The sequence below is a fragment of the Gemmobacter sp. genome, from assembly GCF_016792925.1.
Taxonomy (GTDB): domain Bacteria; phylum Pseudomonadota; class Alphaproteobacteria; order Rhodobacterales; family Rhodobacteraceae; genus Gemmobacter.
Window position 1 is genome coordinate 1 of sequence record NZ_JAEULU010000289.1, and the last position, 25,249, is coordinate 25,249.

At 66.8% G+C, this 25,249-nt stretch carries 25 protein-coding genes; 18 read left to right on the plus strand and 7 right to left on the minus strand.

All coding sequences use genetic code 11. From position 1 onward, the window contains the following. The 3 genes from JNN06_RS13870 to JNN06_RS13880 form a co-directional block, all read left to right on the plus strand. A partial coding sequence (locus tag JNN06_RS13870) for a peptidylprolyl isomerase (protein WP_291240187.1) occupies positions 1-382 on the plus strand: 382 nt, incomplete at its 5' end. A 180-nt stretch (positions 383-562) separates the two neighbouring features. Further along, the gene (locus JNN06_RS13875; protein ID WP_291240188.1) at positions 563-913 is read left to right on the plus strand and encodes an MbcA/ParS/Xre antitoxin family protein; all 351 of its coding nucleotides are present in this window, start codon (positions 563-565) and stop codon (positions 911-913) included. An 8-nt stretch (positions 914-921) separates the two neighbouring features. Continuing rightward, positions 922-1,419, plus strand: a complete 498-nt coding sequence (locus tag JNN06_RS13880; protein ID WP_291240189.1) for an RES domain-containing protein — start codon at positions 922-924, stop codon at positions 1,417-1,419. Here JNN06_RS13880 and JNN06_RS13885 read toward each other — a convergent pair. Further along, positions 1,404-2,504, minus strand: coding sequence for an anhydro-N-acetylmuramic acid kinase (locus JNN06_RS13885; RefSeq protein ID WP_291240190.1), 1,101 nt, complete (start codon positions 2,502-2,504; stop codon positions 1,404-1,406). The two genes, JNN06_RS13880 and JNN06_RS13885, sit on opposite strands and share 16 nt — an antisense overlap. A 60-nt stretch (positions 2,505-2,564) precedes the next feature. Here JNN06_RS13885 and tyrS point away from each other — a divergent pair, with 60 nt between their 5' ends. After that, positions 2,565-3,815 carry a tyrosine--tRNA ligase gene (gene tyrS, locus JNN06_RS13890; protein WP_291240191.1) on the plus strand — a complete coding sequence of 417 codons (1,251 nt, stop codon included), beginning with the start codon at positions 2,565-2,567 and terminating at the stop codon, positions 3,813-3,815. A gap of 63 nt (positions 3,816-3,878) precedes the next feature. Here the strand turns inward: tyrS and rarD are convergent, their stop codons facing one another. Next, a complete protein-coding gene (gene rarD / locus JNN06_RS13895) occupies positions 3,879-4,823 on the minus strand; it encodes an EamA family transporter RarD (protein ID WP_291240192.1) in 945 nt (314 codons plus the stop codon). 170 nt (positions 4,824-4,993) lie between these two features. On the opposite strand from rarD, the gene JNN06_RS13900 reads away from it, so the two are divergent. Then, complete coding sequence (locus JNN06_RS13900) at positions 4,994-6,103, plus strand: HPP family protein (RefSeq protein WP_291240193.1); 1,110 nt, start codon at positions 4,994-4,996, stop codon at positions 6,101-6,103. A 39-nt stretch (positions 6,104-6,142) separates the two neighbouring features. Here the strand turns inward: JNN06_RS13900 and JNN06_RS13905 are convergent, their stop codons facing one another. Both JNN06_RS13905 and JNN06_RS13910 read right to left on the minus strand, forming a co-directional pair. After that, on the minus strand, positions 6,143-6,571 hold the full coding sequence (locus JNN06_RS13905; RefSeq protein ID WP_291240194.1) for a cupin domain-containing protein: 429 nt from the start codon (positions 6,569-6,571) through the stop codon (positions 6,143-6,145). A gap of 19 nt (positions 6,572-6,590) precedes the next feature. Further along, positions 6,591-6,842, minus strand: a complete 252-nt coding sequence (locus JNN06_RS13910; RefSeq protein WP_291240195.1) for a hypothetical protein — start codon at positions 6,840-6,842, stop codon at positions 6,591-6,593. A gap of 209 nt (positions 6,843-7,051) precedes the next feature. Between JNN06_RS13910 and metG the strand changes: the two genes are divergently transcribed. Beyond that, the gene (metG, locus tag JNN06_RS13915) at positions 7,052-8,770 is read left to right on the plus strand and encodes a methionine--tRNA ligase (RefSeq protein WP_291240196.1); all 1,719 of its coding nucleotides are present in this window, start codon (positions 7,052-7,054) and stop codon (positions 8,768-8,770) included. 836 nt (positions 8,771-9,606) lie between these two features. On the opposite strand, the gene JNN06_RS13920 is transcribed toward metG, so the two are convergent. After that, positions 9,607-10,512, minus strand: coding sequence for a calcium-binding protein (locus tag JNN06_RS13920; protein ID WP_291240197.1), 906 nt, complete (start codon positions 10,510-10,512; stop codon positions 9,607-9,609). Between the two features lie 185 nt (positions 10,513-10,697). Between JNN06_RS13920 and JNN06_RS13925 the strand changes: the two genes are divergently transcribed. The 4 genes from JNN06_RS13925 to JNN06_RS13940 all read left to right on the plus strand — a co-directional run bounded on the left by JNN06_RS13925 (position 10,698) and on the right by JNN06_RS13940 (position 14,861). Beyond that, entirely contained in the window at positions 10,698-11,345 is a 648-nt protein-coding gene (locus JNN06_RS13925) for a hypothetical protein (RefSeq protein WP_291240198.1), read from the plus strand. A gap of 54 nt (positions 11,346-11,399) precedes the next feature. Further along, entirely contained in the window at positions 11,400-12,743 is a 1,344-nt protein-coding gene (locus tag JNN06_RS13930) for a PQQ-binding-like beta-propeller repeat protein (RefSeq protein ID WP_291240217.1), read from the plus strand. Between the two features lie 58 nt (positions 12,744-12,801). Next, complete coding sequence (gene der / locus JNN06_RS13935; RefSeq protein ID WP_291240199.1) at positions 12,802-14,271, plus strand: ribosome biogenesis GTPase Der; 1,470 nt, start codon at positions 12,802-12,804, stop codon at positions 14,269-14,271. Positions 14,272-14,366: 95 nt separating this feature from the next. After that, positions 14,367-14,861 carry a hypothetical protein gene (locus JNN06_RS13940; protein ID WP_291240200.1) on the plus strand — a complete coding sequence of 165 codons (495 nt, stop codon included), beginning with the start codon at positions 14,367-14,369 and terminating at the stop codon, positions 14,859-14,861. Here JNN06_RS13940 and JNN06_RS13945 read toward each other — a convergent pair. Both JNN06_RS13945 and miaA read right to left on the minus strand, forming a co-directional pair. Further along, positions 14,858-15,652: an AraC family transcriptional regulator gene (locus JNN06_RS13945; RefSeq protein WP_291240201.1), complete on the minus strand. Its 795-nt coding sequence runs from the start codon at positions 15,650-15,652 to the stop codon at positions 14,858-14,860. The two genes, JNN06_RS13940 and JNN06_RS13945, sit on opposite strands and share 4 nt — an antisense overlap. Positions 15,653-15,852: 200 nt before the next feature. Beyond that, complete coding sequence (miaA, locus tag JNN06_RS13950; RefSeq protein ID WP_291240202.1) at positions 15,853-16,737, minus strand: tRNA (adenosine(37)-N6)-dimethylallyltransferase MiaA; 885 nt, start codon at positions 16,735-16,737, stop codon at positions 15,853-15,855. A gap of 186 nt (positions 16,738-16,923) precedes the next feature. On the opposite strand from miaA, the gene pyrH reads away from it, so the two are divergent. From pyrH to bamA, 8 genes are all read left to right on the plus strand, one after another. Then, positions 16,924-17,661: a UMP kinase gene (gene pyrH / locus JNN06_RS13955; protein WP_291240203.1), complete on the plus strand. Its 738-nt coding sequence runs from the start codon at positions 16,924-16,926 to the stop codon at positions 17,659-17,661. 160 nt (positions 17,662-17,821) lie between these two features. After that, a complete protein-coding gene (frr, locus tag JNN06_RS13960) occupies positions 17,822-18,385 on the plus strand; it encodes a ribosome recycling factor (protein ID WP_291240204.1) in 564 nt (187 codons plus the stop codon). A 29-nt stretch (positions 18,386-18,414) separates the two neighbouring features. Beyond that, positions 18,415-19,161, plus strand: coding sequence for a polyprenyl diphosphate synthase (gene uppS / locus JNN06_RS13965; protein ID WP_291240218.1), 747 nt, complete (start codon positions 18,415-18,417; stop codon positions 19,159-19,161). After that, positions 19,158-19,949, plus strand: coding sequence for a phosphatidate cytidylyltransferase (locus tag JNN06_RS13970; protein WP_291240205.1), 792 nt, complete (start codon positions 19,158-19,160; stop codon positions 19,947-19,949). Before uppS ends, JNN06_RS13970 begins: the two co-directional genes overlap by 4 nt. Before the next feature lie 6 nt (positions 19,950-19,955). Further along, positions 19,956-21,146 (plus strand): 1-deoxy-D-xylulose-5-phosphate reductoisomerase, encoded by a 1,191-nt coding sequence (dxr, locus tag JNN06_RS13975; protein WP_291240206.1) that lies wholly within the window; start codon positions 19,956-19,958, stop codon positions 21,144-21,146. Positions 21,147-21,166: 20 nt separating this feature from the next. Then, complete coding sequence (rseP, locus tag JNN06_RS13980) at positions 21,167-22,501, plus strand: RIP metalloprotease RseP (RefSeq protein ID WP_291240207.1); 1,335 nt, start codon at positions 21,167-21,169, stop codon at positions 22,499-22,501. Positions 22,502-22,563: 62 nt separating this feature from the next. Next, positions 22,564-22,704, plus strand: a complete 141-nt coding sequence (locus JNN06_RS13985; RefSeq protein ID WP_291240208.1) for a hypothetical protein — start codon at positions 22,564-22,566, stop codon at positions 22,702-22,704. Between the two features lie 145 nt (positions 22,705-22,849). Next, positions 22,850-25,249 carry an outer membrane protein assembly factor BamA gene (gene bamA, locus JNN06_RS13990; protein WP_291240209.1) on the plus strand — a complete coding sequence of 800 codons (2,400 nt, stop codon included), beginning with the start codon at positions 22,850-22,852 and terminating at the stop codon, positions 25,247-25,249.

A 25,249-nucleotide genomic window follows, 5' to 3' on the forward strand; every position in this document is an offset into this window, starting at 1 on the left:
GGAAGGCGCCTATGATGATGTGGTGGTCCACCGCGTGATCGACGGCTTCATGGCCCAGACCGGCGATGTGCAATATGGCAAGGCCGGTGGCTCGGCGCAGGCGGGGATGGGCGGCTCGTCCAAGCCCGATCTGGCGGCCGAATTCTCCGACCTGACCTTTGATCGCGGCGTGGTCGGCATGGCGCGTTCCGCCGATCCGAACTCGGCCAACAGCCAGTTCTTCATCATGTTCGCCCCCGCGCCGCATCTTGACGGGCAATATACCGTCGTCGGCAAGGTGATTTCCGGCATGGATGTGGTCGATGCCATCAAGAAGGGCGAAGGCAATAATGGCGAGGTCTCCTCGCCCGACCGTATGGCGAAAGTGACCGTGCAGGAGTAAGGGCCAAGCCCTTTTTCGGCGAAAAAGGGCCGCGCCGGGCAACCGCGCGGCCCTTTGCCTTTCAGGCGGCTTTCCCTTTTTCGCAGAAAAAGGGGGCGCGCGCGGTGCAAGGCGCATGATCTTGATTGCCACGAGATTTCGCGCTATATTGCGTCAGAACTTGTGTGGAGGGCGCTGCCCATGACCATTGCCACTTTCATCGACGGCCCGGCTTTCTCGCCCAAGCGCATTGCCGAAGGGCTGCTCACCTCGATTGACGATGTGGCGCGCTCTGCTGGCTTGGGCCGCGATGCCCTGTCGCGCCGCGACCGCATCACCGCGCCCCGCACACAGCGCCGGTTGCGCGAGATGGTCGAAATCCTCAACCGCGTCTCGCCGCGTTTCGGCTCGGATCTCGGCGCCTATGCCTGGTATCGCAGCGAGCCGCTTTCCGGGTTCGGTGGCATGACCGCCATGCACCTTGTCACCCAGGGCCGCGCCGATGCGGTGATGGATTACCTCGACGCCGTGGATGCAGGCATCTTCGCCTGATCCCGCGCATGCGCTTTACCGGCCTTCTCTACCGCGCCATGAACCCGATCTGGTCGCAGCCCCTGTCGGGCGAGGGCGCGCGGCGCTTCGGGGGGCGCTTCAACGCCAAGGGCGTGCCCGCGCTTTACACCGCGATGGACCCGATGACGGCGCTGCGCGAGGCGTCTCAGGTCGGCCAGCCGCTAAACCCCACGCTGCTTGTGTGTTACGAGGCCGATCTTTCCCCGGTCTTTGACGCGACCGACCCCGCCGCGCTGGCGGGGCAGGGCGTCACCGCCGCCACCCTCGCCACGGACGATTGGCGCTTGCAGATGGAAAAGGGGATCGCCAGCACCCAAGCGCTCGCCAACCGTCTGATCGCGCAGGGCTTTTGCGCCATGATCGTGCCGAGCTTCGCCCGCAACGTGGCCCCCGGCGCCCGCAATATGGTGCTGTGGCGCTGGTCCGACCAAAGCCTGTCGGTCATCGACCCCGAAGGGCGCCTCGCGGCTTACACTCCCGGATAAGAAATCTGCCCGCCGCCCACCAGCGCCATCACGCCTGTGGTGGAGGGGCCAGAGGTCGGCAGCCCCCGCGCCACCCGCACCGCGAGGTAAGCAAAGGCCTGCGCCTCCAGCATATCGCCATTCAGCCCCACATCCTCCACCGGCAGCACCGCGCAGGGCATCAGCTCTGCCAGATGCCCCATCAGCGTGGCATTCAGCCGCCCGCCGCCCGCCACCAGCAGGCGCGAGACCGGGCGGGGGAAATGCTCCGCCCCCCGCGCCACCGCCAGCGCCGCCGCGCGGGTGAGGGTGGCCGCCGCATCGGCATCGCAAAGCCCCGCGACCGCCGCGTTCAGGCTGGCAAAATCGTTGCGATCCAAGGATTTGGGCGGCATGCGGAAGAAATAGGGATGGGCCAGAAACTGCGCCAGCACCGCCTCATCCGCCACGCCCTCTGCCGCCAAAGCGCCGCCCGCGTCGCAGTCCAACCCCCGCCGCGCGCGCATGAGATCATTGACCGGCGCATTGGCCGGCCCAGTGTCAAAGGCCAGCACCGCGCCCTCGGCCTCTGGCCCCGGCAGGCCGGGGTCCACCCAGGTCACATTCCCCACACCGCCCAGATTGAGGAAGGCCAGCGGTTCCGCCGCGCCAATCCACCGCGCCAGCGCGAAATGGAAAAACGGCACCAAAGGCGCGCCTTGGCCGCCCAAAGCCACATCGCTGGAACGGAAATCCCACACCACCGGGCGTTCCAGCACCTCGGCCAGAATGGCGCCATTCCCCGCCTGATGCGTGCCGCGCCCGCGCGGATCATGCGCCAGCGTCTGCCCGTGAAAGCCCATGATCTCGGCACCGGCAAATTGCGACATCAGCTCGGCATGGGCGGTTTCCACCACCTCCGCCGCTGCCTCCACCCCTGCATCCCCCGGCCAACAGCCCAAAGCGCCCCGCAGCACCGCCTGCTCATCGGCCTCATAGGCCCGGTAGCCGGTCTCGCCCAGATCCAGAATGCGCGCGCCATCGGTCAAGACCATGGCCGCATCCACCCCGTCCAGCGAGGTGCCCGACATCGTGCCCAAAGCCCAGACCGGCCCCGCTTTCAACATGGCTTTCCCTTCTGCCCGCCGGGGGCTATACCCACCCCGTCATAAAAGCACGAGAGAGACATGACCTACCACCCGAAATCAGACTTCATGCGCGTGATGATCGAGCGCGGCTTCCTGGCCGATTGCACCGATTATCAGGGGCTGGACGAGGCTTTGGTCAAGGGGGTCTTGCCCGCCTATATCGGCTATGATGCCACGGCGGCCTCGCTGCATGTGGGCCATCTGCTCAACATCATGATGCTGCGCTGGCTGCAAAAGACCGGCCACAAGCCGATCACCCTCATGGGCGGCGGCACCACCAAGGTGGGCGACCCGTCCTTCCGCGCCGATGAACGCCCGCTGCTGACGCCGGAAAAGATCGACGAGAACATCTCGGGCATGAAGCAGGTCTTTGGCCGCTACCTCGCTTACGGCGAGGGGGCCACCGATGCCATCATGCTCAACAATGCCGAATGGCTGGACAGCCTGAACTACCTCGATTTCCTGCGCGACATCGGGCGGCATTTCAGCGTGAACCGGATGCTGTCCTTTGAATCGGTGAAATCGCGGCTGGATCGCGAACAATCGCTCAGCTTCCTCGAATTCAACTACATGATCCTGCAAGCCTATGATTTTCTGGAGCTGAACCGCCGTTATGGTTGCCTCCTGCAAATGGGCGGCAGCGATCAATGGGGCAATATCGTCAACGGTATCGACCTCACCCGCCGCGTGCTGGACCGCGAGATTTACGGCCTCACCTCGCCGCTTCTGACAACCTCGGACGGCAAGAAGATGGGCAAATCGGCCTCCGGTGCGGTCTGGCTGCGCGGCGACATGCTCAGCCCCTACGAGTTCTGGCAGTTCTGGCGCAACACCACCGATGCCGATGTGGGCCGCTTCCTCAAGCTCTACACCGATCTGCCGGTGGAGGAATGCGAACGGCTGGGCGCCCTGCAAGGGTCCGAGATCAACGCCGCCAAGATCATTCTGGCGCGCGAAGTGACCACGCTTCTGCACGGGCTTGATGCGGCGCAGGCCGCCGAGGCGACCGCGCGCGAGGTGTTTGAAAAGGGCGGGGTGGGCGCCGATCTGCCCACCGTCACCCTGTCGGTTGCCGATGTCGTTGATGGCATCACGGCGGCGCAATTGTTCGTCAAGGCAGGCCTCTCGCCCTCGGGCAAAGAGGCCAAGCGCCTGATCCTCGAAGGCGGCGCGCGCCTGAATGACGAGCCGGTGCTGGATGCGGGCCACAAGCTGCATGCCGCCGATTTCGCCGCGCCGGTCAAGCTGACGGCGGGCAAGAAGCGCCACGCGCTTGTGGTTCTGGCCTGATCCGATCCACCCTGCCGCAACGAGAACGGGCGCCCCGCGGCGCCCGTTTTCATTCCGGCCCCATCACTTCCGCCCGCGCATCATGCCAAAGGTATAGACCGCCAGCGCCGACCAGATCAGCGCGAAGGCCACCGCCTTCAGCCCGCTGAACGGCTCGTCAAACACGAAGACCGCCACCAGAAAGATCAGCGTGGGCGAGACATATTGCAAAATCCCGATGGTCGAGAGCCGCAGCAATTTGGCGCCATTGGCATAAAGGATCAGCGGAATCGCCGTCACCAGCCCGGCGCAGGCCAGCAGCACCGTATCGGTGCCCATCGCCATGAAGGCGCTTTCGCCCCGCAGCGCCGCCCAGATCGCATAGGCCAAGGCCAGCGGCAGCAGGATCAGCACCTCCAGCAGAAAGCCCTGATTGGGCCCGATGGGCAGTTGCTTCTTGGCAAAGGCATAGCAGGCCCAGCTGAGCGTCATGCCCAAAGCCAGCACCGGCAGCCGCCCGGCCTCCCATGTCAGCAGCGCCACCGCAAGGCCTGCCAGCACAAGGGCCGCCATCTGCCAGCGGTTCAGCGCCTCGCGCAGGATCACCGCGCCGGTGATCACCGTCAGCAGCGGGTTGATGTAATAGCCCAGTGCCGCATCCAGCGCGTGTCCGTTCTGCACCGCCCAGACATAGATGCCCCAGTTCACCGCAATCAGCGCCGCCGACAGCGCGCCCATGGCCAGCATGCGCCGGTTGCGCAGCGCCGCCATCAGATCGCCGGTCCGCCCCAGCCAGACCAGCAACAGCCCCGCCACCGGCACCGACCAGATCACCCGATGCGCCAGCACCTCGAAGGTCGGCACATGGGCCAGCGCCTTCATGTAAAGAGGCAGGAAGCCCCACAGCGTATAGGCGCCCAGCGCGAAGGCGAAACCGCGCGGCTGGTCGCCGCCATGCTGCGCCGGGGCGGGGGAGGCAAGGTTTGCGGGAGAGGCAAGGTTTTCGGGGGAGACGGGGCTTTGTGTCATGCATCCTGCCTAAATCGGCGGCAGCGCCTCTGCCATGGCGATCTTGTGCCCGGCACAATTTCGCGGCTTTCGCGCGGGCGGCCCCCATGCCAGACCATCGCCCGCCAGACCATCGCCCGCGTCGGCCAACGCCCTGCCAGACCGCCGGCGCCCAAACAGGAGGGGCCAGAATGCCCACCACCATCGCCCGCGCGCTGCGCGCCCTTGGCCCGGTCCTGCCCGTCGGCACGGGCGCCGAGGCGCTGCGTGCGGGCCTGGGCGCCTGCCTCGCGCTGGCCCTTCTGGCGCTGATCCTGCCGCCGGGCGCCGCCGATCTGCGCCTGGGCCTCTATCTGATCGCGCCCTTCGGCGCCAGCGCGGTGCTGGTCTTTGCCGTGCCCTCCAGCCCCCTGGCGCAGCCCTGGTCGGTGGTGGTCGGCAACGGGGTGTCGGCGCTGGTGGCGGTGCTGCTCAGCCGCCTGCTGCCCCCCGGCCTGCCGCTGGTGGCCCTGGCGCTTGGCGGGGCGATTGCCGCCATGATCCTGGCCCGCGCCCTGCACCCGCCCGGCGGGGCGGTGGCGCTCACCGCCGCGCTCTCGCCCGAGGCGGTGCAGCATCTGGGCCTGTGGTTCGTGCTGGCGCCGGTGCTGCTGGGTTCGGGGCTTCTGGTGGGGCTGGCGGTGATCTGGGCGCAGGCCACCGGGCGGCATTACCCGTTCCGCCAGTTCGCCGCGCCCAATGCCCATGGCACCAGCGATCCGCCCCCGCCCGAGCGTCTGGGCCTGACCGAGGCCGAGCTGACCGCCATTCTGGACCGCTACCGCCAAAGCCTCAATCTGGGGGTCGAGGATCTGGCCCGGCTGATCGCCGCCGCCGAGCTGGAGGCCGCCCGCCATCGCGGCGCGCCCGAGCCGGTGGGGGCCATCATGTCGCGCGATCTGGTCACCCTGCCGCCCGAGGCGCCGCTGCGCGCGGTGACGGCGGCCTTTGCCCGCCATGGATTTGGCACGCTGCCGGTGGTGGGGCAGGGCGGGCGCTACCTCGGTCTGATCGCCCAAAGCCGCCTGCTGGCGGCGCTGACCGCCCGCCGCTTGCCATGGGTCAGGCACCGCGCCGCCAGCCTGATGCAGACCGGCACCCCGGTGGCCCAGGCCGCAACCCCGGTCGCCGCGCTGCTGCCCATGCTGGCCGAAGGCGCCTGCGACGCCGTGCCGGTGCTGGAGGGCGAGCGCCTCATTGGCATCGTCACCCGCAGCGACCTGATCGCCGCTCTGGCCCGCGAGAGCCTGCGCAAGGCCTGACCGCCCGTCTCAGTCCGGCCCGTCTCAACGCGGCCCGTCTCAGCGTGGAATATCAAAGCCCGGCGCCGCCAGCGTGAAGCCCTCGAAGCGAAACCCCGGCGAGACGGTGCAGGACACCAGCGTATAGGCGCCCGTGGTGGCCGCCGCCTGCCAGTGATCGGTTTCGACGATCAGCTGCGGCATCTGCCCGGCCAGCACATCCGGCCCCAGCACGGCCTCCACCGCAGGCCCCTCGGCACGGGCCGCGCGCGACAGGATCAGCGGCGCGCCCGCATGCCAGAACCAGATCTCGGTCGCATCGACCCGGTGCCAATGGCTGCGCTCGCCCGCCTTCAGCAGAAACAGGATCGCCGTGCCCGAGGGGCGCGCGCCGCCCTCCGCCTCGGCCAGCCAGGTCTGGCGATACCAGCCACCCTCCGGGTGGGGCGCCAGATCCAGCCTGGCAATCAGATCCTCGGCCACGCCCATGCTCAATGCACCCCCGGCCTCAATGCACCCCCGGCGCGGCCCCGCAGCAGATCAGCGTCACATGGGTGTCGCGCCCCGCCATGCGAATGGCCGCCACCTGCACCGGCCTGCGGTCCAGATCGCCGCCCAACAGCTCGATCCGAGGGCCCCCCTCCATGGCGGCATCCAGCACCCGCAGCAGGCCCGCCCCCTTCAGCACCGCCTGCACACCGCCCGCAATGCGCTGAATGCTCTGGGGCGTGATCGCATCCTTGCCGATCAGAAGCTGCATGGGCCGTCCTTTTCGCTGCCTTTCCCGCAGGCTAGACGGAAACCGGGGCCAGAGTCCGCGCGCCTGTCCACAGGCTCCGCGCGGATTCCTGTGGACAAATCCTGTATCTTTCGCCGCCAAAGCCCCGCAGCCCGCCAAAAGCCCGAAACCTCTTTTCCCGGCCCGCCTTGGGCGTTAAACAGCCGCCTGCACGGCAAGAGGACAGGCATATGGCGCGGATTCTCATCACCTCGGCGATTCCCTATATCAACGGGATCAAGCATCTGGGGAACCTCGTGGGCAGCCAGCTGCCCGCCGACCTCTTCGCGCGCTACAAGCGCGGGCGCGGTGATGAGGTCATGTTCATCTGCGCCACCGATGAACACGGCACCCCCGCCGAACTGGCCGCCGCCAAGGCGGGCAAGCCGGTGGCCGCCTATTGCGCCGAGATGCACGAGGTTCAGGCCGAGATCGCCAAGGGGTTCCGGCTGTCCTTCGATCACTTCGGCCGCTCCTCCTCGCAGCGGAACCACAAGCTCACGCAGGCCTTCGCGGGCAAGCTGGCCGAAAACGGCCTGATCCGCGAAGTCTCGGAAAAGATGATCTATTCCATCGACGATGGCCGTTTCCTGCCGGATCGCTATGTCGAGGGCACCTGCCCGAATTGCGGTTACGATTCTGCGCGCGGCGATCAATGCGACAATTGCACCAAGCAGCTTGATCCCACCGACCTCATCAACCCGCGCTCCACCATTTCCGGTTCCACCAATCTGGAGGAGCGGGAGACCAAGCATCTCTACCTCATGCAGCGCTCGCTGAAGGACAAGCTGGAGGCCTGGATCGACAGCAAGACCGATTGGCCGGTGCTGACCACTTCGATCGCGAAGAAATGGCTCAATGATGGGGATGGCTTGCAAGATCGCGGCATCACCCGTGACCTGCATTGGGGCATCCCGGTCAAGAAGGGCGATCAGCCCTGGCCGGGGATGGAGGGCAAGGTGTTCTACGTCTGGTTCGATGCGCCCATCGAATATATCGCGGGCACTGCCGAATGGGCCGATGCGAATGGCAAGGCAGATGCCGATTGGGAGCGCTGGTGGCGCACCGACAAGGGCGCGGCCGACGTGACTTATTATCAGTTCATGGGCAAGGATAACGTGCCCTTCCACACGCTCAGCTTCCCCGCCACCATTCTGGGCTCGGGCGAGCCGTGGAAGATGGTCGATTACCTCAAGTCCTTCAATTACCTGAATTATGATGGCGGCCAGTTCAGCACCTCGCGCGGGCGCGGCGTGTTCATGGATCAGGCGCTGTCGATCCTGCCCTCGGATTACTGGCGCTGGTGGCTGCTGAGCCACGCCCCCGAATCCTCGGATGCCGAGTTCACATGGGAGAATTTCCAGGCGTCCGTGAACAAGGATCTGGCCGATGTGCTGGGCAATTTCGTGTCCCGCGTCACCAAATTCGCCAAGTCGAAGCTGGGCGATGTGGTGCCCGCGGGCGGCGATTATGGCCCCGAGGAGGCCGCGCTGATCGCCGATCTGGGCGCGCGCATCCGGGCCTATGAGGCCTGCATGGATGCCATCGAGGTGCGCAAGGCCGCCGCCGAGCTGCGCGCCATCTGGGTGATCGGCAACGAATATCTGCAAGCCGCCGCACCCTGGAGCGCGATCAAGACCGATCCGGCCCGCGCCGAGGCGATGATCCGCCTCAGCCTGAACCTGATCCGCGTCTATGCGATCCTGTCGCGCCCCTTCATCCCCGATGCCGCGCAGGCGATGATGGAGGCCATGGGCAGCAGCGACTGGACATGGCCCGGCGACGTGCCCGAGGCGCTGCGCGCACTGCCCCCCGGCCACGCCTTCACCGTGCCGGAAAACCTGTTCCGCAAGATCACCGATGAAGAGCGCGCCGACTGGCAACTGCGCTTCGCGGGCAAGCGGGACTGAGGACGGAAGCCGGCACCGAGGCCATCGCTGATCCAGCCTGACTGAGACAGCCCCCAATTGGCCGAGGCCATCGCCGAGGTCATGTTGAAACGCTGGCGAGTTTGGGTCGGGGGCCCAAAGCCCCCGACCAGCGCCCGCCCCGCCATTGGCGGGCGCTTCGCCCCCGCCGGGGCAGGCACTGGCCTCTCGGTCATTGTCTGAGACGGTCTTGCTGCCCAGTTCCCACAGGGCCGGGAAAACGCGGTGCGTTTTCTTCACCCGGCCCAGTTGGTCGAGGCCATCGCCGAGGTCATGTTGAAACGGTTCCGCGTTCGGGCCGGTGGCCCGAAGCCACCGGGTGAGCCACCCGCCCTGCCGGGGTGAGGCAGGACCGTGGCCCCTGATGGGGCCGCGTAAGCCTGCCGAACGGTGCTTCGCACCCGCCGGGCGGGCTCTGGCCTCTCGGTCACGGGCTGAGCCGGTCTTGCTGCCCGGATTCCACGAGGCCGCAGAAACGCGCTGCGTTTCCAATTTCCGGCCTCCATTGGCCGAGGCCATCGCCGAGGTCACGCGGCACCGTTTCCGCGTTCGGGCCGGTGGCCCGAAGCCACCGGCCAGCGCCCGCCCTGCCGGGGTGAGGCAGGACCGTGGCCCCTGATGGGGCCGCGTAAGCCTGCCGAACGGTGCTGCGCACCCGCCGGGCGGGCTCCGGCCTCTGTTCGTGGTGTGGCAACGGTCTTGCTTTGTCGTTCCCACATGGTCGGGGAAACGCGCTGCGTTTCCTGATCCGCCCAGACCACATGGCCCCGATCCCGAGGGCACCAGACCAAACGCGCTGCGTTTCCGGATCCAGCCCCTTACGCCTCGTCCTCCTCGCGGACCAGCGTGATGTCCTCGGCGCTCAGCCCCTGGCCGCCTAGCACCTCGCCCACGGTCACATCGCCCACCCGGATGATGCCCGCCGTGCCCTCGCTATTGGCCGTCACCGTCACCTCCGGTGCGATCTCGTTGCCGTCAGCGTCGAATTCCGGCCTGTAAAGCAGCTCGATCCGGTCGCCATCCGCGAAATCGGTGATCTGGCTGATCTGCCCGGTGCCCTCCAACCGGTTGTCGATCTGGAACAGATCGTCGCCCTCGCCGCCGATCCCGCGATCGCCCAAGCCCAGCATCAGCGTATCATTGCCCGCGCCGCCCGCCAGTGTGTCAAACCCGTCCACAGCCGTGGTCCCCTCGGCCTGACTGCCCGCGCGATCATAGCCGAACAACCAGTCATCGCCCTCGCCGCCGCCCATCGCATCGGCACCCGCCCCGCCGGTCAGCGTGTCATTCCCGGCCTCGCCGCCCATGGCGTCATTGCCCGCATCCCCGGCCAGACTGTCCTCGCCCTCACCGCCCAGCATCGAGTCATTTCCCGCGCCGCCCGCGATCACATCATTGCCGGCCATGCCCACGGCAATATCGTCGCCATCCTCCAGGAACAGCCGGTCGTCGCCACCCTCGCCATCGGCATAATCCGCCGCATCCGAGCCGGTCAGGCTGTCATTGCCATCGCCCAACAGCCAGGCCAGGTTCTCCTCGCCCTCTTCCGGGGCGAGAAGATCGCCGCCCGCCGTGCCCGCAATCTCGGCGCTGAAATCCTCGGGCACATAAAGCTGATGCGGGTCTTCCGCCTCGTCATCCGCGCCACTGCCGCTGAACAGATCCAGCTCATTGGCAAAAAGGGCCAGAAACAGCGACATGTAAGCAAGATAGGTATAGTCCATCACAGCAACTCGTTTAGGGGCCCGGATTGTTGGCATTTCCGCTTCAATGCCTGCAAATTATGGTGAATTGAGGGCAACTTCCCGCCAGCGGCCCGATCCCGGGTCCCCGGACCCGCCGCAGGGGCAGGGCTTGGCAAGCCCGCGCGCTTGCGTGTAAGACATCTGCAAACGATGGGAGAGAGCCGTTGAGCAACCCCGACAGCTTCATTGATGAAGTCACCGAAGAAGTGCGCCGCGACAAACTGTTCGCCGCCTTCAAGAAATATGGCTGGATCGGGGGCCTTGTGGTCGCCGTGGTCGTGGGCGGCACGGCCTGGACCGAATGGCGCAAATCGACAGAGGCCGCGCAGGCGCAGGCCTTCGGCGATGCGGTCTTTGCCGCGACCGAGGCGCCGGATGCCGCCGCCCGCCGCGCCGCGCTGGCCGCCGTGCCCGCCACGGGCGAGCGCGCCGCCGTGCTGAACCTCCTGCTCGCCTCCGACCCGTCGGATGACCGCGCAGCCACCATCGCCGCCCTGCAAAAGGTCGAGGCCGACGCCACGCTGCCGCAGGTCTGGCGCGATCTGGCGGTGCTGCGCCGCGTCTCGCTGCAAGGCGCAGACCTCGCCCTGACCGAGCGTCGCGGCCTGCTGGAGCCCATCGCGCAGCCGGGCCGCACCTTCCGCCCGCTCGCCGCCGAACAGCTCGCCTATCTGCTGGTGGAGGAGGGCAAGACCCCCGAAGCCATCACCGCCCTGCAAGCCCTCACCGAAGATCAAGAGGCCCCCGCAGGCCTGCGCAGCCGCGCCGGGCAGATGATCGTCGCCCTTGGCGGCACGCCGAAACAGGGCTGAGGCCCTTCGCCTGCATTGCCCCTCCCGGCCCAGAAGACTGGAGTTTTGCCCGTGCTGCCCAAGACATCCGCGATCCCGCTGCTGGTTCTGGCCTCGCTCACCCTCGCGGCCTGCGAGAAAGAGTTGATCCTGCCGGGCGAGCGCTTCGGCACCCGCACCCCGCTGGAGGACAGCATCCCCAGCGCCGAAAACCCGGCACCGCGTGACACCGGCGCCCTGGCCGAGAACCAGTCGGTCGCCATCGCGCTGCCGCCCGCGCAGGCCAATGCCGAATGGACCCATCGTGGCGGCAATGCCCGCCACGCCGCACCGCATGGCGCGCTCTCGGCGGCGCCCGCCCGGGTCTGGAGCGCGAATATCGGTCAGGCCTCGACCCGCCGCAACCGCATCTCCGCCGCGCCCGTGGTGGCCGATGGCCGCGCCTATACGCTCGATGCCGAAATGGGCCTCCATGCCACCGCGCTCAGCGGCGCGCCGCTCTGGGGCACCGACCTGACACCCGCGGGCGACCGGCCCTCTGACGTGTCGGGCGGCGGCATCGCCGCCATGGCGGGCCGGGTCTATGTCGCCACTGGCTATGGCGAGCTGATCGCGGTCGAGGGCGCCACCGGCCGCGTGATCTGGCGCCAGCAGCTTGGCGCCGCCGTCGCGGGCGCGCCCGCCGTGGAAGGCAATACCGTCTATGTCGTGGGCCGCGACAGCGCCGCCTGGGCCGTGGATACCACGGATGGCAAGGTGCGCTGGCAGATCAGCGGCGCCGTGGGCAAGCCGGGCATGGTCGGCTCCTCGGCCCCCGCCATCACCGACCGTCTCGTCATCCTGCCCATGCCCTCGGGCGAGATCCGCGCCGTGCTGAAAGGCGCGGGCGTCGAGGTCTGGCAGGCCGCCGTCGCAGGCACCCGTCTGGGCCGCGCCTATGCGCTGGTCTCGGATGTGACCGGCGATCCGGTCGTGGTGGGCGATACCATCTATGCCGGCAATGCCGCAGGCCGCACCGAGGCCGTCTCCGGCTCGGGCGAAACGCTCTGGAGCGCGAATGAGGGCGCGCTTGGCCCGGTGCTGCCGGTGGGCGGCTCGGTCTTCCTCGTGAACGATCAGGCCCAGCTCGTGCGGCTGGATGCCGCCACGGGCGCAGTGATCTGGCGCGCCGAGATGCCCTATTTCGTCAATGGCAAACCCAAGAAGCAGAAATCCATCACCGCCCATTACGGCCCGGTTCTGGCCGGTGGCCGCATCGCGGTGGCCTCGGGCGACGGGGTGCTGCGCTTCTTCTCGCCGCAAAACGGCGCGCTGGTGGGGCAGGCCGAAATTCCCGGCGGCGCCGCCGCGCAACCCGCTTTGGCCGGGGGCCTTCTGCTGGTCGTCGGCCAGAATGGACAACTTCACGCTTTCCGTTGACGCCAAAGCGGTGTATCGGCAGGCGCTTGACCTGATGTGACGGCCCCCGGAGGGCGCAATGACCTTTACACTCGCCATCGTCGGCCGCCCCAATGTCGGCAAATCGACGCTCTTCAACCGCCTTGTCGGCAAAAAGCTGGCGCTGGTCGATGACCAGCCCGGCGTGACGCGCGACCTGCGCGAGGGCGATGCCAGGCTCTTTGACATGCGCTTCACCGTGATCGACACGGCGGGGCTTGAGGAAGTCACCGATGACAGCCTGCAAGGCCGCATGCGCCGCCTCACCGAACGCGCCGTCGACATGGCCGACATCTCGCTCTTCATCATTGATGGCCGCGTGGGCGTGACGCCTTCGGATGAGGTGTTTGCCGATATCCTGCGCAAAAAGGGCGCCACCGTCATCCTCGGCGTGAACAAGGCCGAGGGCAAGGCGGGCGACGCGGGCGCGCTGGAGGCCTATAGCCTGGGCCTCGGCGAACCCGTCCGCATGTCCGCCGAACATGGCGAGGGGATGGAAGACCTCTATCACCTGCTGCGCCCCTATGCCGAACAGTTCGAGGAACGCGCTGCCGCCGATGCCCCCATCGTCGATGTCGATATTTCCGAGGAAGAGGCCGAGCTGGAGGCGGATGAGAACGCCCACAAGCCCACCGAGAAACACCCGCTGCAAATCGCGGTGATCGGGCGCCCCAATGCCGGAAAATCGACGCTGATCAACAAGATCATCGGCGAAGACCGCCTGCTGACCGGCCCTGAGGCCGGGATCACCCGCGACGCGATTTCCGTGCGCAACACCTGGTTCGGCACGCCGACCCGGATTTTCGACACGGCGGGCATGCGCAAGAAATCCCGCATCAATGACAAGCTGGAGAAACTCTCGGTCGCCGACGGCTTGCGCGCCGTGCGCTTTGCCGAGGTGGTCGTGGTGCTGCTCGATGTGGAAATCCCCTTCGAGGTGCAAGACCTCCGCATCGCCGATTTCGCCGAAACCGAGGGCCGCGCCGTCGTGGTGGCGGTGAACAAATGGGATCTGGAAGGCGAGAAACAGGAAAAGCTGGCCGAGCTGAAAGAGATGTTCGACCGCCTGTTGCCGCAGCTGCGCGGCGCGCCGCTGGTCACCGTTTCGGCCAAGACGGGCCGGGGGCTGGATCGTCTGCATGCCGCCATCCTCAAGGCGCATGACGTCTGGAACCGCCGCATCCCCACCGCGCGGCTGAACTCCTGGCTCGGTGCCATGACCGAAGCCCACCCGCCGCCCGCACCGGGCGGCAAGCGGATCAAGCTGCGCTACATGACGCAGGTGAAAACCCGCCCGCCGGGCTTTGTCGCCATGTGCAGCCACCCCGATCTGATGCCGGAAAGCTATCGCCGCTATCTGGTGAACGGCTTGCGCGATCACTTCGACATGCCGGGCACCCCGATCCGCGTCACCTTCCGCAGTCAGGGCGACAAGAACCCTTACAAGAACGCCAACAAGTTCCGCACCCCCTCGCGCCTGCGCAAACATATCGAGGGCCGCAAGGACTGATCCGATTTTTCGCAGAAAAATCGCAACCCGGATTTTCTGTGAAAATCCGGGCGCAGCGCCACGATTTTGTCGCGAAGGGCGTTCATGCTCGCGCCATGGACAGGCTCGACCATGAACGTTCCGCCCGCCGCGACCCAACGGTCTGGCTCATGCTGCTGGTCGGTCTGGGCTTTCTCGCCGCAGGCCTCACCGTGGCACCGCAGGAGAATTGCAACAGCGCGGGCGATTGCGCGCCCTGGCTGGTGCCAGTGGCAAAATGGATGGGGCTCTTCGTGACCCTCATGGGCGCCGGGCAACTCGCCGCCAATCCCCGGCGCGGCTGCCGGATCGACCCGGAGACCGGCGACCTGATCTGGTGGAAGAACCGCAGCGCCCGCCACGCAGGGCAGGAGGGCCGCATCGCCCCGGCCCAGATCAGCCGCCTCACGCTCCTCCATGACAGTGACGGCCCCGATGCCATCAGCCTTTATGACCAGCAGGGCCAGCGCCAATTCTGGTTCGATGCCGAGGTGCTGCCCTGGCCGCAAGACCGCTGGGCCAAGGCCTTCGTCACCCGCCACCCGCATATCCGGCTGGAAATCTCGGGTTAGGCCTCGCGCCGGAAGGCGGTGGGTGACTTGCCGACCTGATGCTGAAAGGCCCGGGTGAAATAGGCCGGCGAGGTGAAGCCGAGGCTCTCGGCAATGATCCCCACTGGCAGGGTGGTTTCCTTCAGCAGCCGCCGCGCCTCAAAGATCAGCCGGTCATGCAGCAATGCGCTGGCGGGCCGCCCGCAGGCCTGGCGGCAGCAGCGCGTCAGATGGGTGGGCGTCACGCCCAGCTCCGCCGCAAACTCCGCCACCCCGTTGCCCGAGCGGAAATCCCGCTCCAGCAGCGCGGTATAGCGCGCCACCAGCCGCTTGGCCGCATCGGGCCGCGCCTCCGGGCCCGCCTTGGCGATCTGCCGTTCCAGCCAGACGCCCAGCAGCCCCAGATGCGCCTGCGCCGCCCGCTCATGCGCCGGGCTGTCCGAGGCGAGTTCCCGCCCGATCGCATCCAGCGTCACATTCAATTCCTGCGCGGCAAAGGTCTCGCGGATGCGCAGATGGCAGGGGGCCGAGGGCAGCGCCACCGCGCAATCGCGCCCGAAAAACACAGCCGTGCCAAAGACCTGCGGCCCAACCTCAAAGCCATGCATCACCCCCGCCGGAATGAAGATGGCGTTATGGGCGGTGTATCCCCGCGTCTGCCCCGCCACCGTGATGCGGCCTTGTCCCTTGGTGAACCACAGCAAACACGCCTCGGAATAGGCGCGCATCGCCTCCACCCGCCACCGGCCCCCGGCGGCAAGGCGGGGCACGGCCACAAGGCGAAGCTGCGACGGGGAGGGTTGGTCTTGCATCGGTGTTCCAGTCAGGGGCTGGCGCTTGCGGCCAGAGAGGAGGGAAACAGGCGCACTCGTCAGACTATGACGAGATAAGCCGGTCAAACCACACAACCCAAGCGAAAAAATGGCAGAAAATGACAAGTCGGGGGCAGGGCCCCCGCTTATCCCGAACTTTCTGCGCCCCTGTGGATAACTCGCGCGGCGCGCAGGGGCGATCAGCCCGGCACCACCGCTTGCCAGTCGCCCATGCGCGACCGGAACCATGTGCGCTGCCGCTTGGCATATTGCCGCGAGGCCAGTTTCGCGGCCGCCACCGCCTCCGAAAGCCCGATCTCACCGTGCAGATGCGCCACCAACTCCGGCGCCCCAATGGCCCGGGCCGAAGGCCGCAGGGGCTGCCAGTGCGGCAGCTCCGCCCGCGCCTCCTCCAAGGCGCCCTGATCCATCATCAGATCGAATCGCCGGTCGATGCGCGCGTTCAACCACTCGACACCGGGCCGGACCACAAAAGCCGCACAGGCCGCGCGCGGCACAAGCGGGGCAGGCGTGTCGCGCTGCCAATCGGCAAGACCTCGGCCCGTGGCCCGCAACACCTCCCAGGCCCGCTGCACCCGCGCAAGATTGGCCAGATCGGTCTTGGCCGCCGTCGCCGCATCGAGGCCCGCCACCATCGCCGCCGGATCGCCCAGGCGCAGCGCATCCGCCTCCGCCCGCACCGCCGCCGGAATTTCCGGCACCTCCGCCAAGCCCTCCGTCAAGGCCGTGAAATAAAGCCCCGTGCCGCCCACGATCACCGGCCGCACCCCCTCGGCCATGATCCCGCGCACCGCCCGCAACCAATGCCCGACCGACCAAGCCTCATCCCGCCCGACATGGCCATAAAGCCGGTGCGGCAGCGCCGCCTCCTCGGCCAGCGTGGGCCGCGCCGTCAAGACCCGCCAGCAGCCATAAACCTGCAAGGCATCGGCATTGACGATCACGCCCCCCTGCGCCGCCACGATCTCCATCGCCAGCGCCGATTTCCCACTGGCCGTCGGCCCCGCAATCAAGACCGGCTGCTCTGCCGAAACCCGCCCCCAGACCAAAACCACGCCCCCCATTCATCTTGGCCCAAATATCCCGGGAGCGCGAGGGCTGGCCCTCGCCTCCGACCGTTGGGCCGGGGGCTGGCCCGCATGCTCTGGCGCCACATCCACCCCATCCAACCCCGGTTGAACCTTCCGCCGTTTTCCGACATTTTACGCGCCAGCGAAAGCCTCCTCAAAAAATGACAAGGGAAAGCCCCGATGACCGCAGCCGATGCCGCCACCCCCGCCGTGAAATACAAGCGCGTGATGCTCAAGATCTCGGGCGAGGCGCTGATGGGCGATCAGGGCTTCGGCCTGCATCCCCCCACCGTGGCCCGCATCGCCGCCGAGGTGAAATCGGTGCGCGATCTGGGCGTCGAGGTCTGCATGGTGATCGGCGGCGGCAATATCTTCCGCGGCCTTGCCGGTTCGGCACAGGGGATGGAACGCACCACCGCCGATTACATGGGCATGCTCGCCACCGTGATGAACGCCCTCGCCATGCAATCGGCGCTCGAACAACTGGGCGTCTTCACCCGCGTCATCTCGGCCATCCCGATGGATCAGGTCTGCGAACCCTATATCCGCCGCCGCGCCGTCCGCCACCTAGAGAAGAAACGCGTCTGCATCTTCGCCGCCGGCACCGGCAACCCCTATTTCACCACCGACACCGCCGCCACGCTGCGCGCCAATGAAATGGCCTGCGAGGCGATCTTCAAAGGCACCAAGGTCGATGGCGTCTATGACAAAGACCCCAAGAAACACGCCGATGCCAAACGCTATGACACCGTCAGCTATGATGAATGCCTGGCCAAGCACCTTGGCGTGATGGATGCCTCGGCCATCGCGCTGGCCCGCGACAATGACCTGCCGATCATCGTCTTCTCGCTCGACGAGCCCGGCGGCTTCCGCACCATCCTGTCGGGGCAGGGCACCTATACCACCGTCAACGGCTGACCGCCGGGGCCAATCCCCCCGATTTTTCGGCGAAAAATCGCGCGCCTGCCGCAAAACCAGCGTTTTTTCCCCGTCACATAGCCATACCCATGCGCGGCGCCTGCTGTTATAGAGACGGCAAGGGGCGCCGCGCGCCGCCACGACAAGACAAGAGGACCGCATGTCTGACGATCTCGAGATCGACCTCGACGCCATCCAGCGCCGCATGGAAGGCGCGATGAACGCCCTGAAGATGGAATTCGCCTCGCTGCGCACCGGCCGCGCCTCGGCCCAGATCCTCGACCCCATTCAGGTCGATGCCTATGGACAGATGACCCCGATCAATCAGCTGGGCACCGTCAACGTGCCCGAACCGCGCATGGTGGTGATCAATGTCTGGGACAAGGGCATGATTTCCAAGGTCGAAAAGGCCATCCGTGAATCCGGCATCGGCATCAACCCCATCGCCGACGGCCCGCTGATCCGCCTGCCCATCCCCGAGCTGAACGAGCAGCGCCGCAAGGAACTGGCCAAGGTCGCCGCCGGTTACGCCGAAAACACCAAGGTCGCCATCCGCAACGTCCGCCGCGACGGCATGGACCAGATCAAGAAGGCCAAAACCGCCGGCATGGGCGAGGATGACCAGAAGATGTGGTCGGACGAGGTGCAAGACCTCACCGACAAGCATATCGCGCTGGTCGACAAGGCCCTTGAGGTCAAGCAGCAGGAGATCATGCAGGTCTGACGGCCTGCATGTTCCCCCGGTCCCCCGCCATGGCCGCGCCGTCTTCCACCTCCGCCCCCGCAGGCTCTGGCCGCAAGGTGGAGCATGTCGCCATCATCATGGACGGCAATGGCCGTTGGGCCACCGAACGCGGCTGGCCGCGCCTGGTGGGCCACCGCAAGGGCGCCGAGCGGGTGAAGGAAATCGTCCGCGCCGCCCCCGATCTGGGGCTGCGCTGGCTGACCGTCTATGCCTTCTCCACCGAGAACTGGAAGCGCTCGACCGAAGAAGTCCTTGGTCTCATGGCGATTTTCGCCCGCTATATCGAACGCGAGGCCGATCGGCTGGCCGCCGAATCCGTGCGCATGCGCTTCATCGGCGACCGCTCGCGCCTGGACCCCAAGCTGCAAAAGCTGATGGCCGGGATCGAGGCCCGCACCGCTGCCTATGACCGGCTGAATTTCACCATCGCCATCAATTATGGTGGCCGGGACGAGATCACCCGCGCCACCCGCGACATCGCCCGCGCCGTGGCGGCGGGTCTCTTGCGGCCCGAGCAGATCACCGATCAGACGCTGACCCAGCATCTTGATACCGCCGATCTGCCCGACCCCGATCTGGTGATCCGCACCTCGGGCGAGACCCGCACCTCCAACTTCCTGCCCTGGCAGGCGGCCTATGCCGAATATGAGTTCACCGACACGCTCTGGCCCGATTTCACGCCCGCCGAACTCGGGCGCATCCTGTCGCGCTTCGGCACCCGCGAGCGCCGCTTTGGCGGGGTGGTGGGGGCATGAGAGCGCAATGGCATGATCTGGCCCCCCGCGCGCTTTCGGCGCTGGTGATGCTGGCCGTGGGCATGGGCGCCATCCTGCTGGGCGGGCTGGCTTTTCAGCTTCTGGTCATTGTCGCCGTCACCGCGATGATCTGGGAACTGGCGCGCATGACCCACATGCCCGGCGCCGTGCCGGTCGCTGTGATCACCGGCGCCACCGCGCTTTGCATCACCGCCATCGCCTTCGTGCCGGGCTTTGCCAAACTGGCGCTGGTGCTGCTGCCCGCCATCCTCGGCACGCTGAAACCCCGGCGGGAAACCGGCATCTTTGCCGCCTATGCCGTGGTGATCCTGCTCACCGGGCTGGGCCTCTTGACCCTGCGCATGGGCTTTGGCCTGGTGCCGATCCTGTGGATCGTCGCTGTCGTCGTGGTCTCTGATATTGCTGGCTATTTCGCCGGGCGTCTGATCGGCGGCCCGAAATTCTGGCCCGCGATCAGCCCGAAGAAAACATGGTCCGGCACCGTGGCGGGCTGGCTCGGCGCGGCGCTGGTGGGCTTTGGCTTTTACGCCAGCGGCCATGGCGGGTCGGTGCTGATCTGGCTCTCGCCGCTGCTGGCCTTCGCCGGGCAGTTGGGCGACATCGCCGAAAGCGCGATCAAGCGCCGGGTCGGGGTCAAGGACAGCTCGAACCTGATCCCCGGCCATGGCGGCGTGATGGACCGCTTTGACGCGCTGGCCTTTGCCACCATCCTCACCCTTGCCCTGGTCTTTGCCGACCAACTCCGCTTCCTCGCGATCGGGGGCTGATCCGCCATGCGCCGCATTTCGATCTTTGGCGCCACCGGCTCCATCGGCCTGCAAACGCTCGACCTGATGCGCCGTCAGGGCGGGCCTGCGGCCTTCCACACCGTCGCCCTGACCGCCGGGCGCAATGTGGCCGAGCTGGCGGCCCTCGCGCGCGAGTTCCGCGCCGAAATCGCCGTCACCGCCGATGAAACCTGCCTACCCGCCCTGCGCGCGGCCCTTGCGGGCAGTGGCATCGAGGCCGCCGCCGGGGCCGGGGCCCTGCTGGAGGCCGCCGACCGCCCGGCCGATTGGATCATGTCGGCCATTGTCGGCGCGGCGGGCCTCGCCCCCGGTTTCCGGGCGCTCCGCCATGGCGGCACGCTGGCGCTGGCCAACAAGGAAAGCCTTGTGACCGCAGGCCCGCTGCTGCTGGCCGAGGCCGCCCGCCACGGCGCCCGCATCCTGCCGGTGGACAGCGAACACAGCGCCATCTTTCAGGCGCTGGTCGGCGAAGACATCACCGCGCTGGAGCGCATCATCCTCACCGCCTCGGGCGGCGCCTTGCGCGATTGGCCGCTGGAACGGCTGGCCACCGCCACCGTGTCGGAGGCCTTGGCGCATCCCAACTGGTCCATGGGCCAGCGCATCACCATCGATTCGGCCTCGATGTTCAACAAGGCCTTGGAAGTCATTGAAACCCGCGAATATTTCGGGGTGGAGCCGGGCCAGATCGAGGTGATCGTTCACCCCGAATCCCTCATTCACTCCATGGTGGCCTTTCGCGATGGCGCCATCATGGCCCATCTGGGCGCGCCCGATATGCGCCACGCCATCGGCTATGCGCTGAACTGGCCGCAGCGGGCCGAGCTGCCGGTGGCGCGGCTCGATTTCACCACTTTGGGCAGCCTGACCTTCCGCCCCGCCTGCGAAACCCGCTACCCCGCGCTGCGTCTGGCGCGCGAGGTCATGGCAACGCGCGGCCTCTCGGGCGCCGCCTTCAACGCCGCCAAGGAGATCGCTCTCGATCATTTCATTGGCGGCAGCCTTGGCTTTGCCGATATGGCGGGGGTGGTAGAGGCGACGCTGGCCGTTCTTTCGGGCCAAGGTGGCCTTGGAAATGCCGCGAAGGCTCTGGATGACGTGCTGGCGATGGACGTAGGCGCCCGCATCGAGGCCGCGCGTCAGGCCACCGCATTTGCCACCCGCCGCGCGGGCTGAGGAACAGAAGGGTTACGGCTTTGGATTTGATCGGCTTTCTGCCCGATTTCGGCAATATCTTCCTCAGCCTTGGCGCCTTCATCGTCGCGCTGTCGGTCATCATCGCGGTGCATGAATATGGCCATTACATCGTGGGCCGCTGGTCGGGCATCCATGCGGATGTGTTCTCGCTGGGCTTCGGCCCGGTGCTGGCCTCGCGCGTGGACCGGCGCGGCACCCGCTGGCAGCTCGCCGCCATCCCCCTGGGCGGCTATGTGAAATTCGCAGGCGATGCCAATGCCGCCTCCGCTGTGGATGGCGAGGCCATCGCCACGCTCACCCCGGCGGAGCGCCGCCGCACCATGCATGGCGCGCCGCTCTGGGCGCGCACCGCCACCGTCGCCGCCGGGCCGCTGTTCAACTTCCTCATGTCCATCGCGGTCTTTGCCGCCTTTTTCTGGGTCAAGGGCATCGCCACCGATGTGCCGGTGGTGGCCGAGGTCACGCCGGTGTCGGAGGCCGCCGCCGCCCTGCTGCCCGGCGATACCATTCTCGCCCTGAACGGCCAGCCCACCCCGGATTGGGAGGCCCTGGGCAAGGCCGCTGACACGCTGCCCGATGCCGCCACCGCGCCCTATACCGTGCTGCGGAACGGCACCGAGATGCAGATCACCGGCCCGCATCCGCAACCGCCGCTGGCCGAAAACGTCACACCCTTCTCTGCCGCCGCGGAAGCGGGCGTGCTGCCCGGCGATCTGGTTCTGGCGGTGAATGGCACGCCGGTCGCCAGCTTCAATGCCCTGCGCGAGATCATCGGTGCCTCTGACGGCCAGCCGCAAACCCTGACTTTGCGCCGCAATGGCGCGGAAACCACCATCACCGTCACCCCGAAACGGCAAGACCTGCCGCTGAAAGAGGGGGGCTTTGAAACCCGCTGGCTGCTGGGCCTGTCGGGCGGGCTGATCTTCAGCCCCGAAACCCGCACTCCCGGCCCGGTGGAGGGCCTCTGGCTGGGCGTGCAGCAGGTTGGCAATGTGATCTCCACCAGCCTTTCGGGCCTTGGGCACATGATCGCGGGCAAGATCTCCACCTGCAACATGCAAGGCGCCATCGGCATCGCCAAGACTTCCGCCGCCGCTGCCTCGGATGGCCTGCCCACCTTCATCTGGTTCATCGCCATGCTGTCCACCGCCATCGGCATGATGAACCTGTTTCCCATCCCGGTGCTGGATGGCGGCCATCTGGTGTTCTTCGCCTATGAGGCGGTGTTCCGCCGCCCGCCTTCGGAAAAGGTGATGGGCGTCCTGATGACCATGGGCCTTGCCATCCTGATCAGCGTCATGGTCTTTGGCCTGTCGCGCGACGTGCTGTGCTGACCCGCCCAAGTCTTGCCATATTCCTTTGTTAGGAAAGCATAAGGCAATCCACGGGTGACACCATGCAAACCGTCGTCAAAGGCTATCGCGGGCTCAGCTTTCTGGTCGGTCTGAACACCGACGGGCTGTTCGTTCTGGCGACCATTGCGAGCGCTTTGGCCGTGGGCGCGTTTCTCGGCATGCAGGCCCTGCCGCATCCGTGATCGGCACGCCAGCGCTGGTGCCGTCCCGGCATGGCACCGCAAGGTCTGGCCGCTTTTGCCCGCCTTTTGACCTTTCGGCCTTTTGACAAGGCCCCGCTTTCCGGCTAGTCAGAACCAAAGACGAGCATTTGGGACAGGACGGGCCATGGTTCAGGCAGCACGGGCAATTGCGCCCCGGCAATTCGGCAAGTCGCAGCTTCTGCGCAGCGCGGCCATCGGCCTCTTCCTCGGTGCAGCGGGGCTGACCTCCGGCCTTCCCGCTCTGGCGCAGGGATACAGCTTCTCGCAGGTCACGATTGAAGGCAATCAGAACGTCGATTCCGCGACGATCCTGAAACTGGCCGGCATTTCGCGCGGCGAGACGCTCAGCGCCGGCGGCCTGAACGACGCCTATCAGAATCTGCAAACCTCGGGCCTGTTCGAGGAGGTGGCGATTGCGCCGCAGGGCAACCGGCTGGTGATCACCGTCAAGGAATATCCGATCATCAATGCCATCAACTTTGAAGGCAATGCCCGCCTCAAGGATGAGATGCTGGCCGAGGCGATCCAGTCCAAGGCCCGCCGCGTCTATTCGCCCGCTTTGGCCGAATCCGATGCCGCCTCCATCGCCGAGGGCTATCGCGAGCAGGGCCGTCTGGCCGCGACCGTCACGCCCAAGGTGATCCGCCGCAGCGGCAATGCCGTCGATCTGGTGTTCGAGATCACCGAGGGCAAGACCGTCGAGGTGGAGCGCCTGTCCTTCGTCGGCAACCGCGCCTTCACCGACCGCCGCCTGCGGCAGGTGCTGGAGACCAAACAGGCCGGGTTGCTGCGTAACCTGATCAAGAAGGACACCATGCGCCCCGAGCAGCTGGAGCTGGACAAGCAGCTGCTGCGCGATTTCTACCTGTCGCGCGGCTATGCCGATGTGCAGGTGCTGGATGCCGCCGCCGAAGTGGCGCGCGAGCGCGACGGGGTGTTTGTCACCTTCACCCTGAAAGAGGGGCAGCAATTCCGCTTCGGCAACATTTCCGCCGTGTCCGAGATCGAAGGTCTGGATGCCGCCGAATTCGAGGCCGCGCTGAAACTGCGCCCCGGCACCGTCTATTCGCCGCAGGATGTGGAAACCAACATCACCCGGCTGGAAAATCTGGCGCTGAAAAAGGGCCTGAACTTCGTCTCCATCGAGCCGGTGATCACCCGCAACGAACGCGACCGCATGCTGGACATCGCCTTTACGCTCAAGCGCGGCCCCAAGGTCTTTGTCGAACGCATCGACATCGAGGGCAATACCACCACGCTCGATCAGGTGGTGCGCCGCCAGTTCCGCACCGTCGAAGGCGACCCCTTCAACGCGCGCGAAGTGCGCCAGTCGGCTGAACGCATCCGCGCGCTTGGCTATTTCGCCGATGCCAAGGTGAATGCCGAACCCGGCGCCTCGCCCGATCAGGTGGTGGTGAATGTCGATGTGGAAGAACAACCCACCGGCTCGCTGTCTTTCGGCGCCAGCTACGGCGTGTCCTCCGGCGTGGGCTTCAACATCGGCTTGCAGGAAACCAATTTCCTCGGGCGCGGCCAAACCCTTGGCGTCTCGATCTCGACCGGCACCGACAGCACCGACAGCTCGATCACCTTCATCGAACCCTCCTTGCTGGGCAATGACCTGAAGCTGAAATTCTCGGCCTTCTACCGCGAGACCGACAACGACAACGCCACCTATGACACCCGCTCCATCGGGATCATTCCGGCCATCGAATTCCCGCTGGGCGAGGCCTCGCGGCTGGAACTGCGCGCCTTCGCCAAGCAATCCAAGCTGAAAGACATCTACGCGGGCACCGTGGATGACCCCGAGACCCCGGATGTGGACGAAACCGATCTCGGCACCTCGCCCATCATCACCCGCGACGCCGACCGGGGGGCGCTGCTCTCCACCGGCATGGGCGCCACCTACAGCTATGACAACCGGGTGACCGGCCTCAACCCCAAGGGCGGCGTGCTGCTGCGCTTCGGCGTCGATTACGCGGGGCTGGGTGGCGATGTGGACAGCATCACCACCACCGCGCTGGCCTTGGCCGAAACCCGCGTCTGGAACGAGGAAGTCACCCTGCGCGCCATCTTTGAAGGCGGCGCGGTGCATATGCTGAACGGCGAAAGCCGCATCACCGACCGCTTCTTCGGCGGCGGCAAGATCCGCGGCTTCGAGCCCTCGGGCCTCGGCCCCCGCGATCTGGCCTCCGATGATCCGCTGGGCGGCAACATGTTCGCCGTGGCGCGCTTCGAGGCCGATTTCCCGCTGGGCCTGCCCGAGGAATATGGCATCAAGGGCGGCGTCTTTGCCGATGTCGGCTCGGTCTGGAGCCTGGATGACGTGGCAGGCCATACCGGCTCGGGCGGCACCGGCATCGACAGCGTGGATGATGGCATGCACCTGCGCTCGGCCGTCGGCTTCTCGGTGTTCTGGACGACGCCGATCGGCCCGCTGCGCTTCAACTTCTCCAAGGCTCTGGAAAAGCAGGATTACGACAAGGAGCAATCCTTCGACCTGACGATCTCGACCAAGTTCTGA

Coding starts and splice junctions, on each gene's coding strand:
- metG (WP_291240196.1), top strand. CDS start 7,052: ATGGCGCGGATTCTCATCACCTCGGCGATTCCCTATATCAACGGGATC.
- uppS (WP_291240218.1), top strand. CDS start 18,415: ATGGCCGCGCCGTCTTCCACCTCCGCCCCCGCAGGCTCTGGCCGCAAG.
- JNN06_RS13900 (WP_291240193.1), top strand. CDS start 4,994: ATGCCCACCACCATCGCCCGCGCGCTGCGCGCCCTTGGCCCGGTCCTG.
- tyrS (WP_291240191.1), top strand. CDS start 2,565: ATGACCTACCACCCGAAATCAGACTTCATGCGCGTGATGATCGAGCGC.
- JNN06_RS13985 (WP_291240208.1), top strand. CDS start 22,564: ATGCAAACCGTCGTCAAAGGCTATCGCGGGCTCAGCTTTCTGGTCGGT.
- frr (WP_291240204.1), top strand. CDS start 17,822: ATGTCTGACGATCTCGAGATCGACCTCGACGCCATCCAGCGCCGCATG.
- bamA (WP_291240209.1), top strand. CDS start 22,850: ATGGTTCAGGCAGCACGGGCAATTGCGCCCCGGCAATTCGGCAAGTCG.
- der (WP_291240199.1), top strand. CDS start 12,802: ATGACCTTTACACTCGCCATCGTCGGCCGCCCCAATGTCGGCAAATCG.
- JNN06_RS13970 (WP_291240205.1), top strand. CDS start 19,158: ATGAGAGCGCAATGGCATGATCTGGCCCCCCGCGCGCTTTCGGCGCTG.
- pyrH (WP_291240203.1), top strand. CDS start 16,924: ATGACCGCAGCCGATGCCGCCACCCCCGCCGTGAAATACAAGCGCGTG.
- miaA (WP_291240202.1), bottom strand. CDS start 16,737: ATGGGGGGCGTGGTTTTGGTCTGGGGGCGGGTTTCGGCAGAGCAGCCG.
- JNN06_RS13885 (WP_291240190.1), bottom strand. CDS start 2,504: ATGTTGAAAGCGGGGCCGGTCTGGGCTTTGGGCACGATGTCGGGCACC.
- rarD (WP_291240192.1), bottom strand. CDS start 4,823: ATGACACAAAGCCCCGTCTCCCCCGAAAACCTTGCCTCTCCCGCAAAC.
- JNN06_RS13905 (WP_291240194.1), bottom strand. CDS start 6,571: ATGGGCGTGGCCGAGGATCTGATTGCCAGGCTGGATCTGGCGCCCCAC.
- JNN06_RS13920 (WP_291240197.1), bottom strand. CDS start 10,512: ATGGACTATACCTATCTTGCTTACATGTCGCTGTTTCTGGCCCTTTTT.
- JNN06_RS13940 (WP_291240200.1), top strand. CDS start 14,367: ATGGACAGGCTCGACCATGAACGTTCCGCCCGCCGCGACCCAACGGTC.
- JNN06_RS13875 (WP_291240188.1), top strand. CDS start 563: ATGACCATTGCCACTTTCATCGACGGCCCGGCTTTCTCGCCCAAGCGC.
- JNN06_RS13880 (WP_291240189.1), top strand. CDS start 922: ATGCGCTTTACCGGCCTTCTCTACCGCGCCATGAACCCGATCTGGTCG.
- JNN06_RS13945 (WP_291240201.1), bottom strand. CDS start 15,652: ATGCAAGACCAACCCTCCCCGTCGCAGCTTCGCCTTGTGGCCGTGCCC.
- dxr (WP_291240206.1), top strand. CDS start 19,956: ATGCGCCGCATTTCGATCTTTGGCGCCACCGGCTCCATCGGCCTGCAA.
- JNN06_RS13910 (WP_291240195.1), bottom strand. CDS start 6,842: ATGCAGCTTCTGATCGGCAAGGATGCGATCACGCCCCAGAGCATTCAG.